The sequence below is a fragment of the Acinetobacter sp. ANC 7912 genome (genome assembly GCF_039862785.1).
Taxonomy (GTDB): Bacteria; Pseudomonadota; Gammaproteobacteria; order Pseudomonadales; family Moraxellaceae; genus Acinetobacter; species Acinetobacter thermotolerans.
Map to the genome: position 1 here is coordinate 683,085 of NZ_CP156795.1, position 14,644 is coordinate 697,728.

14 protein-coding genes are annotated in these 14,644 nt (G+C 45.6%); 10 read left to right on the forward strand and 4 right to left on the reverse strand.

Annotated features, from left to right (window positions below; all coding sequences use genetic code 11):
- Positions 1-513: 513 nt before the first annotated feature.
- The 3 genes from sugE (at position 514) to ABEF84_RS03470 (ending at position 2,112) form a co-directional block, all read left to right on the forward strand.
- Positions 514-831, forward strand: coding sequence for a quaternary ammonium compound efflux SMR transporter SugE (sugE, locus tag ABEF84_RS03460; RefSeq protein ID WP_034586472.1), 318 nt, complete (start codon positions 514-516; stop codon positions 829-831).
- 107 nt (positions 832-938) lie between these two features.
- Positions 939-1,421: a methylated-DNA--[protein]-cysteine S-methyltransferase gene (locus ABEF84_RS03465; RefSeq protein ID WP_034584869.1), complete on the forward strand. Its 483-nt coding sequence runs from the start codon at positions 939-941 to the stop codon at positions 1,419-1,421.
- A 37-nt stretch (positions 1,422-1,458) separates the two neighbouring features.
- Positions 1,459-2,112: a nuclease-related domain-containing protein gene (locus ABEF84_RS03470; protein WP_347453591.1), complete on the forward strand. Its 654-nt coding sequence runs from the start codon at positions 1,459-1,461 to the stop codon at positions 2,110-2,112.
- A gap of 32 nt (positions 2,113-2,144) precedes the next feature.
- Here the strand turns inward: ABEF84_RS03470 and ABEF84_RS03475 are convergent, their stop codons facing one another.
- Positions 2,145-3,080 carry a tRNA-dihydrouridine synthase gene (locus ABEF84_RS03475; RefSeq protein ID WP_347453592.1) on the reverse strand — a complete coding sequence of 312 codons (936 nt, stop codon included), beginning with the start codon at positions 3,078-3,080 and terminating at the stop codon, positions 2,145-2,147.
- 210 nt (positions 3,081-3,290) lie between these two features.
- Between ABEF84_RS03475 and ABEF84_RS03480 the strand changes: the two genes are divergently transcribed.
- Positions 3,291-4,055, forward strand: a complete 765-nt coding sequence (locus tag ABEF84_RS03480; protein ID WP_347453593.1) for a class I SAM-dependent methyltransferase — start codon at positions 3,291-3,293, stop codon at positions 4,053-4,055.
- 64 nt (positions 4,056-4,119) lie between these two features.
- Here ABEF84_RS03480 and ABEF84_RS03485 read toward each other — a convergent pair whose 3' ends face one another.
- Entirely contained in the window at positions 4,120-4,926 is an 807-nt protein-coding gene (locus tag ABEF84_RS03485; protein WP_034582759.1) for an inner membrane protein YpjD, read from the reverse strand.
- A gap of 126 nt (positions 4,927-5,052) precedes the next feature.
- On the opposite strand from ABEF84_RS03485, the gene ffh reads away from it, so the two are divergent.
- From ffh to ABEF84_RS03500, 3 genes are all read left to right on the forward strand, one after another.
- Complete coding sequence (gene ffh / locus ABEF84_RS03490; protein WP_034582758.1) at positions 5,053-6,456, forward strand: signal recognition particle protein; 1,404 nt, start codon at positions 5,053-5,055, stop codon at positions 6,454-6,456.
- A 143-nt stretch (positions 6,457-6,599) separates the two neighbouring features.
- Complete coding sequence (locus ABEF84_RS03495; protein WP_034582756.1) at positions 6,600-7,169, forward strand: alpha/beta hydrolase; 570 nt, start codon at positions 6,600-6,602, stop codon at positions 7,167-7,169.
- A 138-nt stretch (positions 7,170-7,307) separates the two neighbouring features.
- Entirely contained in the window at positions 7,308-7,916 is a 609-nt protein-coding gene (locus ABEF84_RS03500; RefSeq protein ID WP_034582754.1) for an alpha/beta hydrolase, read from the forward strand.
- On the opposite strand, the gene ABEF84_RS03505 is transcribed toward ABEF84_RS03500, so the two are convergent.
- Both ABEF84_RS03505 and ABEF84_RS03510 read right to left on the reverse strand, forming a co-directional pair.
- Positions 7,864-8,610, reverse strand: coding sequence for a type III pantothenate kinase (locus ABEF84_RS03505; RefSeq protein WP_034582751.1), 747 nt, complete (start codon positions 8,608-8,610; stop codon positions 7,864-7,866). The two genes, ABEF84_RS03500 and ABEF84_RS03505, sit on opposite strands and share 53 nt — an antisense overlap.
- Before the next feature lie 14 nt (positions 8,611-8,624).
- Positions 8,625-9,380 carry a biotin--[acetyl-CoA-carboxylase] ligase gene (locus tag ABEF84_RS03510; RefSeq protein ID WP_034582749.1) on the reverse strand — a complete coding sequence of 252 codons (756 nt, stop codon included), beginning with the start codon at positions 9,378-9,380 and terminating at the stop codon, positions 8,625-8,627.
- A 27-nt stretch (positions 9,381-9,407) separates the two neighbouring features.
- Here ABEF84_RS03510 and ABEF84_RS03515 point away from each other — a divergent pair, with 27 nt between their 5' ends.
- The 3 genes from ABEF84_RS03515 (at position 9,408) to smc (ending at position 14,642) form a co-directional block, all read left to right on the forward strand.
- On the forward strand, positions 9,408-10,217 hold the full coding sequence (locus tag ABEF84_RS03515; protein WP_034582746.1) for a sulfite exporter TauE/SafE family protein: 810 nt from the start codon (positions 9,408-9,410) through the stop codon (positions 10,215-10,217).
- Between the two features lie 265 nt (positions 10,218-10,482).
- Positions 10,483-11,178 (forward strand): GntR family transcriptional regulator, encoded by a 696-nt coding sequence (locus ABEF84_RS03520; RefSeq protein WP_034582744.1) that lies wholly within the window; start codon positions 10,483-10,485, stop codon positions 11,176-11,178.
- 11 nt (positions 11,179-11,189) lie between these two features.
- Positions 11,190-14,642: a chromosome segregation protein SMC gene (gene smc, locus ABEF84_RS03525; RefSeq protein ID WP_347453594.1), complete on the forward strand. Its 3,453-nt coding sequence runs from the start codon at positions 11,190-11,192 to the stop codon at positions 14,640-14,642.
- Positions 14,643-14,644: the final 2 nt, after the last annotated feature.

Here is a 14,644-nt window from a genome sequence, read left to right on the forward strand (position 1 = left end):
AAATATGTATAAAAAGAACTCAATTTTGGTTCTTTTTTCTACTTTGAAAGCCTTGTGGTATCTGGTGTTTTATTCGCCATTGCTTACAAATCAAACATCACAAAAAGTGATCAACTTATCGTAAATTTGTGTTTCATCGTGTAACTTCTCCGAAAACCTTTAAATTTAATTCATGTGCATAACTTAATTATTTGATGTGGATAAACTTCTTGTTTTGGAGCAGTGCTGGGCACTTTGTTGTCATTTTTAAAGTTGCTGAGAACGTGGTTTAGTTCTGCTGTGTTTTGCCTAAATTAGCGGCTTTTTGTCGGGGTGTCTTGGGCGCTTTAGTTAAGCTGGGTTAAGTTTGCAGCTCGCAGCGTCATCTTTTGTAAATTCAGCTGTATTTTTGCAAGCAGTTTTATACAATCAATCATTTTTGAGGAGGAACGACCCCCCTTGATGCAAATAATTGACTTTGCTTAGGAAAAATCGTCAGGACGGCCTGACTTCTGAAATGATGGAGGAGGGCATATGGCCTGGATTTTGTTGATATTGGCCGGTCTGTTTGAAGTGGTATGGGCTTATGCGATGAAGCTATCGGAAGGTTTCACTCGCTTAACCCCAAGTATAATTACCATTCTTTTCATGTTTCTCAGTTTTGCACTGTTGGCTTACGCCATGCGTACATTACCATTGGGAACTGCTTACACGATCTGGACCGGGATTGGTGCAGTGGGTTCTTTTCTGGTCGGTGTATTGATTCTGGGCGAACCTGCCAGTGCCATGCGGATGCTCGCCGCTGTGCTGATTATTTCCGGACTGGTATTAATGAAACTGTCCAGCTCTTAAGTTATCTGCTTTGCACCTCATAAAAATGTTTCAGCATTTATTTCTATAAGCAACTGGATACTGGCTGCGTTAAAATATTTCTACATACAGCTGGCGAGGGTGAAGACATGAACTTAAGTTATATCTATATGGATTCACCCGTCGGGCAGTTGCAACTAGTGGCAAGTAGAGATGCTTTGGTGGCAGTGCTTTGGGATTGTGAAAAGCCCAATCGGGTCAAACTAGCAACCTTGGTGGAAGATCCTGAACATCCCATTCTGAAATTAGCCAAACAACAATTGGAAGAATATTTTACCGGCCAACGTACCAGTTTTGAGGTGCCCCTCGATTTTGCTGGTACGCCATTTCAGAAAAGTGTCTGGCAGGCTTTGTTGAATATTCCGTATGGAGAAACCCGTACCTATCGCGATATTGCGCTGGAAATTGGCAATCCTAAAGCCGTACGTGCCGTAGGTGCTGCCAATGGCCGTAATCCGATTTCGATTATTGCCCCATGTCATCGCGTGATTGGTACTAATGGGACATTGGTGGGTTTTGCAGGCGGTCTGGAGCGTAAAGAAATTCTATTGAATATTGAACAAAATAAGTAAGATAGTTATATCTCAATAAAAATTTATTCCAGCCAAAATGAATCCTGTTCTTGCCCCAGTGATTGAACATTTCTGGTGGCTATTTCTTTTATTATCATTAGCGGCTTTATTTAAACTGTTTAAGCCTTTTATGAAGGGGAAAATGGGTGAGTTTGCCGTTGCCATGCATGTCAAACTCTATCTAAAACAGCCACATTATATTTTGTTGAATGACCTGACCTTTGAGGATGGACAAGGCACCACAACCCAGATTGATCATCTGCTGCTGAGTCCATTTGGGCTGTTCGTGATTGAAACCAAGAACTATAAAGGCTGGGTTTTTGGTGGTGAACGACAAAAGACCTGGACCCAGAAAATTTATAAGCAGACCTTTAAATTCCAGAATCCGCTGCATCAGAACTATAAGCATGTCAAAGTGCTGGAACAGATTCTGGTAGAAATTTTAAGCCCAGAATATATTCATTCACTAGTGGTGTTTATGCCGGAAGCTGAATTTAAAACAGCTATGCCGGCAAATGTCTTTCGAGGCGCCAGCTGGACCGATTATGTGAAACGCTTTCAGGAGCCAGTGATTTCTGAAACCAAATTGAAACGGATTCAGCTACAGCTGGAAAAAGCTATGCTGGAGAAATCTTGGCAGACCAATCGCCAGCATGTAGAGAACTTAAAACAGCGTAAACAGGTCAAATAAAAAAATCCCTGAGATATTCAGGGAATTTCAGTTTAATGCTGGGCAGCTTTCAGCTTTTCAATAATTTCATCCAGCGGTTTGACCCGTTTTACTTCATCCCAGAGTGCTTTGGCTTCTGGATAATGTTTGGACATCATACCGAGCCATTGTTTGTAACGTCCGACCATATTCATTTCCTTTTTATAGGAACCATTCAGAAAACGAATTTGCAGACCAAGCAGCTCATTCCAGCTGATCAGTGGCTCATCATTATTCTGGCGGATACATTGGGTCAGGTCAGGCGTAGTGACAGCACCACGGCCAATCATCAGGTCTTCACAACCAGATTCCAGCTGGCACTGTTTAGCATCAGCATTGCTCCAGATTTCCCCATTGGCAATGACATTAATTTTCAAGGCTTCACGAATGGGTTGCAGCTGATCCCAGAAGGCCGGTGGGGTATAACCATCCGCTTTGGTTCGCGCATGTACCGTTACCCAGGCAGCACCGGCATCTTCAATGGCATGGGCATTTTCCATCATGAAGTTTCTATCCATATAACCTAGACGCATTTTTGCTGATACGGGAATATGGGCTGGAACGGCATCACGCACTGCCTTGACCAGTTCATAGACTATTTCAGGTTCATCCAGCAGTACTGAACCACCGCGGTGACGATTCACGGTTTTGGCTGGGCAGCCAAAATTCATATCAATCGCCGGTGCGCCCATTGCGGCAACTTTAACCGCGTTGGCTGCCAGCATTTCCGGGTTATTTCCCAGAAACTGCACATGTACCGGCGTACCGGCAGCAGTTTTGCCGCCATTCAGCAGTTCAGGACAGTATGTATGGTAGATATGATCCGGCAGTACGGAATCTGTGACACGAATAAACTCGGTCACGCACCAGTCAAAGCTCCCGACGGATGTCAGTACATCACGCATAATCGGGTCAGTTAAGCCTTCCATGGGTGCAAGAACAAGTTTCAACGTGTTCACCTGTGAATTTGAAAAACGGTGTTATACGGCTTTTTGATCGGAATGTCTAGGCAGTTTAACTTTCACGTTTATAGGAAAAGGAGATTTAGTTGAGATCAGGTGGCATATCGACAGTATGACTATTTTCAGCACAATAAAATAATAGAGTTTTAAATGTTGTCAGCTATATTGGAATGAACAAGAAACACTCAGGATTGTGGTATGACACAGTCGAATTTCGAGGATCATTTTTCCCAGCAGTCACAGGACTATGCCTTGTTTCGTCCGCATTATCCGGATGCTTTAGGAAAAATACTGGCAGAGTTGGCACCGAGTACTCAATTTGCTTTGGATGTGGGCTGTGGTTCAGGACAATTTTCCGAAGTTTTGGTAGATTATTTTGATCAGGTCATTGCGATTGATGGTAGTGCAGAACAGATTGCCCAAGCCAAACCGCATCCCAAGATTCAGTATCGTCAGGCTTTGGCAGAAGATACCCAGATAGCTGATCAGAGTGTTGATTTGATTTCAGTCGCGCAAGCTGCTCATTGGCTGGATTTAGATAAGTTCTATGTAGAAGTTCAACGTATTGCAAAGCCCAATGCCATTTTGGCCTTAATTACTTATGGCGTATTCAGTGTCGATGAAGAACATCTGGATCATTATTTCAAACACTTTTACGAAGTCACGATTGGACCATATTGGCCGCCTGAACGTCATCATGTGGATGAAGGTTATAAAAACTTACCATTTCCATTTCAGGAAATTCCTATTCAGCCGCCTGTATTGCAAGTCGAGTGGAACTTTTACCAGCTGATTGGTTATATGAGTACCTGGTCAGCGGTGAAGATGGCAACTAAGGCTTTGGGCCATAATCCACTGAATGTACTGGCAGATGCTTTATTACCGGAATGGGAAGATCCAGAATTACCGAGAATCATTAGTTGGCCGCTAACGGTACGGGTAGGGAGGGTGAATGTGCAGTAATAGTAGGAAAAATAAAAAAGCCCAGAGAAATCTGAGCTTTTAAAAAATTATTTTGGAAGAGCACTTATTTATTAATCAGCATTTCCAGTACAAATTTGGAACCTATAAAACCAAGTGCCAACAGGCCAAAACCGATTAAGGTAAAACGTACCGCTTTCTGTCCACGCCAGCCAAATTTCCAGTGACCTATGAGCAGCGCGCCATACACCAACCAGGAAATAATACTAAATGCGGTTTTATGCGCGAGATGCTGACCAAAGAAATCATCAATGGTAAAGAAACCGAAACCGAGTGCGATTGTCAGTAAGACGAAGCCGGTCACCAGCATATCGAACAGCAGCGATTCCATATCCTGGTAGGAAGGCAGCAGATTCACCCACAGGCGTTTCTGCTTCTTTTTGAGTTCACGGTCCTGGAAGCGAAGAATTACCGCCTGAATGGTCGCCATTAGCAATACTGCATAAGCCGAAAGTGACAGAATGATATGAATATCTAGACCTAAAGAGTTCTGGACAATAATTTTGGCTTGCGGGGTAAAGGCAAAACCGAGAATCAGGCCCGTCGCGGCAACCGGAATACCAATCAGGTTTAAGGGCAAAATGGGGCGGTAGGTACTATAGGCCAGGCTCAGTAGCAGCATCAGTCCTGAAGTAAAAGAAACCAATACAAAGACATCGTAATTCATCCCCATCGGGGTACGCATATCGCCGTACAGCACGATAGCGTGTAACAGCAAACCTAAGGATGCGGTAATCCCCACGAACCACTGATTTGGTGTACGCTTGGACATTAAATGGATAAACAAATACCAAAATGAGGCGGTATAAGCGATTAATGCCAGGATTGTATAAACCAGAGGTAGGCTAAGCATGTTAAACCTTTTTAAGGGTGTTATATAAATTCGATGCGAACTACAGTATCCTATAGCATTCTATGCATAAATTTTCTATTTTAAGAAACAATTTTTTGCTACTGGCTATTTTAAGCGGATTTTGCAATGTTTGATACCTTAACAGAACGACTCACGCAGAGTTTAAGAAATGTTACTGGCTCAGGGCAGCTAACCGAAGACAATATTAAAGATACGTTACGTGAAGTACGTATGGCACTTCTTGAAGCCGATGTTGCGTTACCTGTAACTCGTGAATTTATCGCGAAAGTTAAGGAAGAAGCATTAGGCCAGGAAGTGATGTCTCAGCTGTCACCAGGACAGGCCTTCGTCAAGATCGTTTACGACGAACTGACCAAGATGATGGGGGCGGCGAATGAAAGCCTAGATCTTCAGGCCAAGCCACCTGTAGTCGTTTTACTGGCAGGTTTGCAGGGTGCGGGTAAAACCACCACTGCGGCAAAACTTGCACGTTTCCTGCAAGAACGCCAAAAGAAAAAAGTGGCGATGGTGTCTGCCGACGTTTACCGTCCAGCAGCGATCAAGCAGCTGCAAACCGTTGCTGGCGAAGTGGGTGCGATTTTCTTTGAATCGAATGCCAATGAACGTCCAATTGACATTGCTAATCGCGCGATTGAACAGGCCAAAATCCAGTTCGCTGATGTGCTGATTGTCGATACCGCAGGTCGTCTGCATGTCGATGACGAGATGATGGACGAGATTAAAGAGCTGCATGCAGCGATTAATCCGACCGAAACCCTGTTCGTGGTTGATGCCATGACCGGTCAGGATGCTGCGAATACTGCGAAAGCTTTCAACGATGCCCTGCCATTGACTGGTGTGATCCTGACCAAGACTGATGGTGATGCACGTGGTGGTGCGGCGCTGTCTGTACGTGCCATTACCGGCAAGCCGATCAAGTTCCTGGGTATGGGTGAAAAGCTGGATGCGCTGGAACCCTTCCATCCGGAACGTGTGGCTCAACGTATTCTCGGCATGGGTGACGTGCTTTCTCTGGTCGAAGAAGTTGAACGCAAGATCGACAAAGAAAAAGCCGAAAAAATGGCGAAAAAACTGCAGAAAGGCGGCAGCTTCAACTTTGAAGATATGCTGATGCAGTTTGAGCAGATGAACAAGATGGGCGGCATGATGGGCTTCTTGGACAAGCTGCCAGGCATGAGCAACTCGGGTATTCAGGATGCCATTGCGCAGGCGAATCCTGAAAAACAGATCAAGAAAATGGAAGCGATCATCCAGTCCATGACGGTGAAAGAGCGTCGTAATCCTGATTTGATGAACCCAAGCCGTAAGAAACGTATTGCTGCCGGTTGTGGTATGGATGTTGCTGAAGTGAACAAGCTGATCAAGCAGCATGCACAGATGGCGAAAATGATGAAGAAATTTGCCAATCCATCCGGTATGGCAAAAATGATGCGATCATTGGGCAATCTGCAGAAACAATTTGGCGGTGGTGGCATGGGCCCATTATTCGGCAATAAAGATCCAAAATAATTTTTGGATCTTAAAAAAAGGCGCATCAAGCGCCTTTTTTTATTTGTCCAAAATTTAGTTTAAGCAAAACCTACATTTACTTACGCAATCGCTTTCCTGACTCAGGCAGACTCTTAACACAATAAAAAAGACAGGAGTATAAGATGACACAGGTGATTGTGGTACATGGTTATACCGCGAGTCCGGAAGAGAACTGGTATCCGTGGATTCAGCAAAAAGCCAAAGAGGAAGGTGTAAGTCTTAAAGTATTAAGACTAGATCCATCTACCAAGCCTCGACTTGAAACCTGGCAACAGCAGATGCAGCAACAGATTGAGGGTTTGGATGAAAACAGTATTGTGATCGCACATAGTTTGGGAACAGTTGCTGCCTTACATTACCTGTCAGAAAAATTGCAGCAGCAAAAAATCAAACAGTTGGTACTGGTTGCCGGTTTCAATGGGCGACTAGGACGATTAGAAGAGGTTTATCCTTTTATTGATGCGGCACGGATTGATTTTGATTTGCTCAAACAGCAGATCGAAGAACGGGTGGTGATCTATTCGGAAGGGGACGACAGGGTCGCACCGAAATTCAGTCTGGAACAAGCCAAAAGTTTAGATGCCAAAGTGATTCAGGCAGAACATTTTGGTCATTTTATCGATTCACAGGGCTGTACCGAATTGCCTGAAGTCTGGCAGGTGATTGAACCCTATCTGATCCGAGAGTCCTAAGTTCATTTGTCAAAATCAGCCCATAACCATTGATAAAATGACCTGTATTTTGGAACAAATTGACTTGAATGATTTTAGAAAAATGGTTAAAAATCAGTTAAACGAAATTTTAACGACAAGTATAAAAAGTAGAGCAAGATGACCACGCAAGCAGGGAATGTTTTTATTGTTCACGACTACCAGTCGACTTCCAATGATCATTGGTATCCTTGGTTGAGCCGGCAGGTCAAGCAACTGGGGATTCAGGCCAAACGCATTATGCTGGCTAATCCTTTAGAACCGAAAATGCAGGATTGGCAGCAAAGCCTGGAAGTGCAGATTCCGAAATTGGATGCAGAAACCATTCTGGTAGCGCATGGCCTGAGCTGTCTTAGCGTTTTAAAATTCGTAGAACAGTATTATCAGAACCATCATCGGGCTATTCGTGGGGTGATTCTAGTCGCTGGTTTTGATCAACCCTTGGTGGGCTGGTCAGAATTGAATGATCTGGTGCGTAGCGTCAAACTGGACTTTAATACCTTAACCCGAAGCTTTAAGCACAGTGTGATGTTTATTTCCAGCAATGATCCAGATGTACCTGCCGTGATGTCACTTCAGTTGGCGCATCATCTCAAAGCACAGATTTTTGAAATCCGTGAAGCCGGGCATTTTGAAAAAACCGATGGCTATGCCGACTTCCCGCAGCTACTGGAGGTTATCCAGCGGCTGTATGGTCTAAATGGGCTACAAAGTGCTGCAAACCTTTAAGTAACAGATCCGATTCAATAACCGGCTGGTAGGTTTGCAGGTGCTGGGCAAACAGCGGCGCATCGCCACCAGTGAGGATCAGTTGTGCTGGGAATTCACCCAGTACTTTTTCAATGGTGCTGAGCAGACCGAGTAGAATACCGTGATGTACCGCATCAATGGTATTACGCCCTGGGCTCAGTTCTTCAAAAGCAGCATCAGGAATTTTAATCCCTTTTGTGTTCTGGATCAGGGAATCACGTTGCAGGTATAGGTTCGGCAAAATAAAACCGCCAAGATGCTTTTTACCTTGTGATAGGTCAATCGTTAGAGCTGTACCACAACTAATGACGCAATAATTTTGTTCATTGGACTGTGCGACCGCGAGAACTTGCAGCCAGCGGTCAATCCCGAGCTGGGAGGGATCATCATAACCGCAGAGCAGTCCAGCATATTCGGCCTGTACTTTGGCAAAAATCACTGGAACATTCAGTCGTTTTAGAATTTTCTGGATACGTTCGTTGCTCTTTTTATCCTGCACCGAAGATACGCCAATCTGCTGTATTCCCATGCCTTGAAAATGCTGAATCAGACCGAGCAGCAAATCAGCCGGGGATTGTAGATGCAGTTCTGCAGCATGTTCAATGATCTGGTCATTTTCAGTAATCCAGTATTTTAGCCGCGTGTTGCCAATGTCCAGCCATAATTTTTTCATTGAGATTTACCTGATCAACTGCCTGTCTTTAAACGTAACTGTCCCTGATAGAAGCTTTGTACGCCAGCATCGGTCTGGATCAGCACGGCGCCGTCTTCCTGAATGCCAGCAAAAGTGCCTGTATATTGACCCTCAAGATCCGTAAATTCAACTAATTGCTGTAAAAAAGCCGCATGATGGTTAAAGCGTGCTGCCAGATTATGCGAGCCATGACTGAACCATCGTCCAGCTTGCTGGATCGCCAGATACAGTTCGGCAATCAGCTGATTACGGGTGACAGCGGTTAGTCCCAGTTCAGACAGGGAAGTGGTGGCATGTTCTAATTGTTCGGCTTCAATTGGTGCCAAATTAATCCCTACACCCACCACTGCCTGATAGGCTGAAATCGGCTCGACCAGAATGCCACCCCATTTGGCGTTATGGCTATATAAATCATTTGGCCATTTTATTTGCAGATCAAGACCTTGTAGACTTGGCATTTGCAAAATATTGAGTGCGACCTCTAAAGCCAGGCGGCCATCAATCGGTATCTCTGTATTCAGCAATGTGCTTAAATAGATGTTGCCTTCCGGTGAAATCCATTGGCGTTGGCGCTGGCCACGACCCTGGGTTTGCGCGCGGCTACTGACCAAAACCTGCTGTACACCTTTTTGTGCCAAGTCGCGTACATCGTCATTGGTCGAGGTGGTGACCGGTTTGAGTAACAAGACTTCGGGGAGTTGTCCTGCCTGTTCCAGCAGTTGTTGCAGTTCGCGAGTTTCTACATCCATCTGAATTTAAACGTGGTAAATATCGTTATGGAGTTAATCATATATTTATTGATTGGTGCAATTGCTGGTTTTGCTGCCGGACTGTTTGGTGTCGGTGGTGGCCTGATTATTGTGCCGATTCTCTTTATTGTATTTACCCAGCTGAATTATGACCCGAGTGTGATTATGCATATGGCGGTCGGTACGTCGCTAGCCACCATTATCGTGACTTCAATCAGTTCGGTGATGGCACATCACCTGAAAGGGGCTGTACTCTGGTCGGTGGTGCGGAATCTGGCACCGGGACTGGTACTCGGTTCTTTCCTCGGTGCTGGAATTGCGGATCTGTTGCCGGGGCAAGGCTTACAGCTATTGATTGGTTTCTTTGCAGTATGGGTGGCAGCACGCATGTTTAGCCGTGCCAATGTCAAACTGGACCCAGTCAGTACTTTGCCATCCACCCCGGTGCAGATGGCTGCCGGTGCCGGTATTGGTGTAGCCTCAGCGATCTTTGGCATTGGTGGCGGTAGTCTGACCGTGCCATTCTTAAACCGTTGTGGCGTGGTGATGCAAAAAGCCGTGGCGACGTCCTCTGCTTGTGGTCTACCAATTGCGATTGCAGGGGCACTGGGTTTTATCTGGTTTGGTGAAAAATCCGATGTACCGGTAGCAAATACCATTGGGTATATCCATATTTATGCCTTTATTGGCATCAGTGTGATGAGCTTCTTTACCGCAAAACTCGGAGCCAAAGTCGCACATAAGCTCTCCCCAGTGATGCTGAAAAAATGTTTTGCAGCTTTGTTGCTGACAGTGGGCACTTATTTTATATACCGTGGTGTCAGTGCATTTTTCTAAGTAACTTATCAACTAAAAAAAGAGAGCAAATAGGCTCTCTTTTTTATGATTCCGATCAAGTGATTATTTAATCAGAATAATAAAAGATACAGGCTCTTAGCGATTTTTGCTTCAGCTATTGCTGGACTTAATTGGTTGAAGTTGACTCTATCGACGGAAAATTGTCTGACAATGTCAAAGCAATTCGGTAAAAAATGGGTTAAATAAATGAAAAGTCATCTAGCATGACAACAACCGCATTAATAAAAATAAAGACAGGATGGCCATGCAACAAGAACAAGTGCAAAGCTTGTCTGAACAGATTGCCAAGCATATCGGTGAACAGATCATTCGCGGTGAACTGGTAGAAGGCGAGCGGATTCAGGAACTCAGGATTGCATCAGAACTGGATGTCAGTCGTGGTTCGGTGCGTGAGGCCTTATTGTTGCTGGAACGAACCCAACTCATCGAAATCTACCCGCGTCGTGGCGCGATTGTCTCGGAAATGTCTGCCATGCAGGTGCGTGCCCTGTTTGATATGTGCTGTCTGCTGCTGGGTCAGATCGTGCATCGCATGGCAGAAACCTGGCGTCCGCATGAAGCCGAGCGCGTTCAGCTATTATTAGAACAACTGGAAGCAGAAACCCGCCAAGGCAATACCGAAAAGTTTTATGATCTGATCTTTCAGGGCCTGTCACAGCAGCAGGACATGGTCGGCAATCCTTATCTGATGCGTTATTACCATGAACTGTTGCCTTCACTGCGACGCAGCTATTTTTTGACCCTGAATATATCCCGGCGTGAGCTGCAGGACTCTTTCGACCTGTTCAAGCTGGTGACTGATGCGATTCTGAGCCGAAAATCACATCAGGCCACTTTATTTATGGAAGATTTTTGTCGACACTTACGCAACCTTGTGTTGGAATCACTGACACGGATGAAACAAATTGAACTTGCGTGGGCGAGACGCTCGCGACGTTAACTCAGGACATTATGCGTTTAAGCAGTTTAAAACTTTCAGGCTTCAAATCTTTTGCCGATAGCACGACTTTACATTTTAAAGATAACCGTACCGCCGTTGTAGGACCGAATGGATGTGGGAAATCCAACGTCATCGATGCGATCCGTTGGGTGATGGGGGAATCCAGTGCACGCCAGTTGCGTGGTGGTAGCATGCAGGACGTGATTTTTACCGGTACTGCAAAACGTAAACCGGTCGGGGTGGCCAGTGTCGAGCTGCGCTTTGAAAATACCTACGGCAAACTCGGCGGTGCTTATAATGCTTATAACGAGCTGGCAGTCCGCCGTCAGGTCAATCGCGATGGCAAGTCTGAATATTTCCTGAATGGCACCAAATGCCGCCGTCGTGACATCACCGATATTTTCCTGGGTACCGGTCTGGGGCCACGTTCTTATGCCATTATCGAACAGGGCATGATTAACCGTCTGGTCGATGCCAAGCCAGAAGAAATGCGGGTTTATATTGAAGAAGCTGCTGGCGTATCACGTTATCAGGCACGCCGTCGCGAAACTATGCAGCATCTGGAACACACTACCCAGAATCTGTCGCGTCTGGAAGATATTGCCTCTGAATTAAAATCCCAGCTCAAAACCTTAAAACGCCAGTCCGAAACTGCGATTCAATATAAAGAACTCGAAGGACAGATCCGTACCCTGAAAATTGAAATCCTGTCATTCCAGTGCGAGCAAAGCCAGCGACTACAGGAAGAATATACGGTCGAGATGAACACCCTTGGTGAAAGCTTTAAGCTGGTGCGTTCTGAGTTGACCACAGTTGAGCATGATCTGGGCGCGACCAGTGAACTGTTCCAGCGTCTGATCCAGCAGTCTACGCCATTACAGAATGAATGGCAGCAGGCTGAGAAAAAGCTGGCTGAACTGGAAATGAACCTGAAGCAAAAACAGTCTTTGCTGGAACAAAACTCAACCAGTCTGGTGCAACTCGAACAACAAAAAGTACAAACCAAAGAACGCCTACAACTGATTGAACTGCAGCTGGATACGCTGCAGGAACAGTTAGAAAACCAAACTTCCCAATTACAACAACAGGAAGGCCTCAGTCAGAACCAGCAGCAAGGTCTGCAGGAACTAAAAAACCAACAGGCAGCTGTGGCAGCGCAGTTTGCCCAGGTCAAAACTCAGGTTGAACAGCAACAGCAGCGCAAGATGCAGATGCTGGCGCAAAGCGAACAACTGGCAAAAAATATTGCCCGCATCGAGCAGCAAAAAGAAACTTTGCAACAACAGGCGGCACAGATCCAGAATCGGGCGCAGCAGGATGAGCTGGAACAGTACCAGCAGGAAAAAGTAGAAGCTGAACAGCAGCTTACTTCATTAGAAGGCCAACGAGCTGAATTGAGCCAGCAGCTGGAACAGGTCAAACAGACGCATGATGAACAGCAGCAACAGCAGATGCAGCTGAAATCTGAGCTGCAGGTGCTGAATGCGGAAAAGAAAAATCTGTCCCAGCTGTTAGCCAAAGCGAATCCGGCTGCCAAAGCCGATGCTATGCAACTGATGCATGTACTGAAACTGAATGATCAGGGCAAAGCGCATGCTAGCCTGATCGAAAAATTCCTGGCGAAATGGCTGTCCGCTCAGGTGCTCTCAGATTCAGAGAATTTCCTGGAAAATACGGCCCGTCAGCTCAAAGCACAGCAAAGCACAGTAAAAATCCAGCTGGACAAGGCACAGTGCTTGGCGGACTGGATTGAAGAGCCGCAATATTCACTCTGGCAGCAAGTAGCGGTAGTCGAGACCTTGCAACAGGCACTACAACTACAAAGCCAATTACAGCCGGGTCAATCAACCCTGAGTTTAGACGCTTACCATGTCGGTCCAGACTGGGTGATTGGGCTGGAATTTGATGAAGCAAGCCAAGCTGGACAGGGTGCATTGAGTCACCGGATCCGCTTGGATGAAATCGAGCAGCAAATGATTCAATTGGAAGAACAATTCCAGCTCGTTGAACAGCAAGTTACTGAATCAAAAGAACAGCTCACAGCGCTACAAACTCAGCTACAGCAGATCACCAGCCAGCAGCAACAGGCACAAAAACAGCTGCAACAGCTGGATCTGAATATTGCCAAAGTTCAAAGTGCAGCACAGGCTTTTGCTGTACAAAAGCAGCAATTACAAAATCAGCTTCAGCAACTGGATGAACAGCTAGAAGAAGATGCGATGCAGAAAGATGATCTGGAAATTGATCTGCATGCACTGAATCTTAAACTGGAACAGGCTCTACCAAACTATAAAACCTTGCAATTCCAGTTAGATGAGCTGACTGCACAATTGGAAGATAGCCAGCAGCAAACTCAGCATGCCCAGCAGGAACTGGAAATTACCCGTCGCCAGTCAGTGCAATCCAAACAACAGGTCGAATTGCTGGAAAAAGACCGGGTATTCTTAAAAGAGCAATATCAACAGATTATTAGTCAAATCGATCAGGCCAAGAAATTTATTGATCCGGTACAGCTGGAATTGCCGTATCTAGAAAGTCAGTACCAGCAGCAGGCTGAATTGACCGCGAAGCTGCAGAAAACCTGGTCAGAATGGCAGGTGGAGCTGAATCAGGTACAAAGCAAACAGCAGCAACTGACTGAACAGCGCCACCAGTTCCAGCAGCAGGATGAAAAACTGCGTAATGAGCTGGAATTGAAACGACTGGCCTGGCAGGCAGCTAAATCTGACCTGCAACATTATTCTGAGCAACTTAAAGAATTGAATAGTGAAGTGATTACTGGCCTGAACATTGAGGTGAAATCGCATCAATCCAAGCTGGAGAAAGCCCAATCACAGTTCGACAAGCTCGGAGCGGTGAATCTTGCAGCATCTGAAGAATATGAAGAGGTTTCAGCACGCTATAATGAGCTGAGCCATCAGATTCAGGACTTGGAAAAAACCGTTGAACAGTTGCAGGCGGCGATGAAGAGCATCGACCAGGAAACCCGCAAACTGTTCATGACCACCTTCGATCAGGTCAATGCAGAACTGCAGAACCTGTTCCCGAAAATATTTAATGGTGGTGAAGCGAGTTTAAGTCTTGAAGATGGATGGCAATCAGGTGTAAAACTGATGGCACGACCACCGGGTAAACGTAACAGTTCATTGGCTTTATTGTCCGGTGGTGAAAAAGCATTAACCGCACTGGCTCTGGTGTTTGCGATTTTCCGTCTTAACCCTGCGCCTTTCTGTGTGCTCGATGAAGTCGATGCGCCGTTGGATGATGCGAACGTGGGACGTTTTTGTAATTTAGTCAAAGAGCTTTCAGAACAAGTGCAATTTATTTACATCACACATAATAAGCTTGCAATGATGATGGCAACAGATCTCTTGGGTGTGACCATGCCTGAACCGGGCACCTCTAAACTGGTTACAGTGAATTTGGAACAGGCAGAAGAATACGGCTTAGCGGCGGAGGCATAAAA

What these genes read in the sequence shown, in the direction of transcription:
- ffh (WP_034582758.1), top strand. Translation starts at nt 5,053, where the DNA reads ATGTTTGATACCTTAACAGAACGACTCACGCAGAGTTTAAGAAATGTT.
- ABEF84_RS03480 (WP_347453593.1), top strand. Translation starts at nt 3,291, where the DNA reads ATGACACAGTCGAATTTCGAGGATCATTTTTCCCAGCAGTCACAGGAC.
- ABEF84_RS03520 (WP_034582744.1), top strand. Translation starts at nt 10,483, where the DNA reads ATGCAACAAGAACAAGTGCAAAGCTTGTCTGAACAGATTGCCAAGCAT.
- ABEF84_RS03500 (WP_034582754.1), top strand. Translation starts at nt 7,308, where the DNA reads ATGACCACGCAAGCAGGGAATGTTTTTATTGTTCACGACTACCAGTCG.
- ABEF84_RS03510 (WP_034582749.1), bottom strand. Translation starts at nt 9,380, where the DNA reads ATGGATGTAGAAACTCGCGAACTGCAACAACTGCTGGAACAGGCAGGA.
- ABEF84_RS03465 (WP_034584869.1), top strand. Translation starts at nt 939, where the DNA reads ATGAACTTAAGTTATATCTATATGGATTCACCCGTCGGGCAGTTGCAA.
- ABEF84_RS03505 (WP_034582751.1), bottom strand. Translation starts at nt 8,610, where the DNA reads ATGAAAAAATTATGGCTGGACATTGGCAACACGCGGCTAAAATACTGG.
- smc (WP_347453594.1), top strand. Translation starts at nt 11,190, where the DNA reads ATGCGTTTAAGCAGTTTAAAACTTTCAGGCTTCAAATCTTTTGCCGAT.
- ABEF84_RS03495 (WP_034582756.1), top strand. Translation starts at nt 6,600, where the DNA reads ATGACACAGGTGATTGTGGTACATGGTTATACCGCGAGTCCGGAAGAG.
- ABEF84_RS03515 (WP_034582746.1), top strand. Translation starts at nt 9,408, where the DNA reads ATGGAGTTAATCATATATTTATTGATTGGTGCAATTGCTGGTTTTGCT.
- ABEF84_RS03485 (WP_034582759.1), bottom strand. Translation starts at nt 4,926, where the DNA reads ATGCTTAGCCTACCTCTGGTTTATACAATCCTGGCATTAATCGCTTAT.
- ABEF84_RS03470 (WP_347453591.1), top strand. Translation starts at nt 1,459, where the DNA reads ATGAATCCTGTTCTTGCCCCAGTGATTGAACATTTCTGGTGGCTATTT.
- sugE (WP_034586472.1), top strand. Translation starts at nt 514, where the DNA reads ATGGCCTGGATTTTGTTGATATTGGCCGGTCTGTTTGAAGTGGTATGG.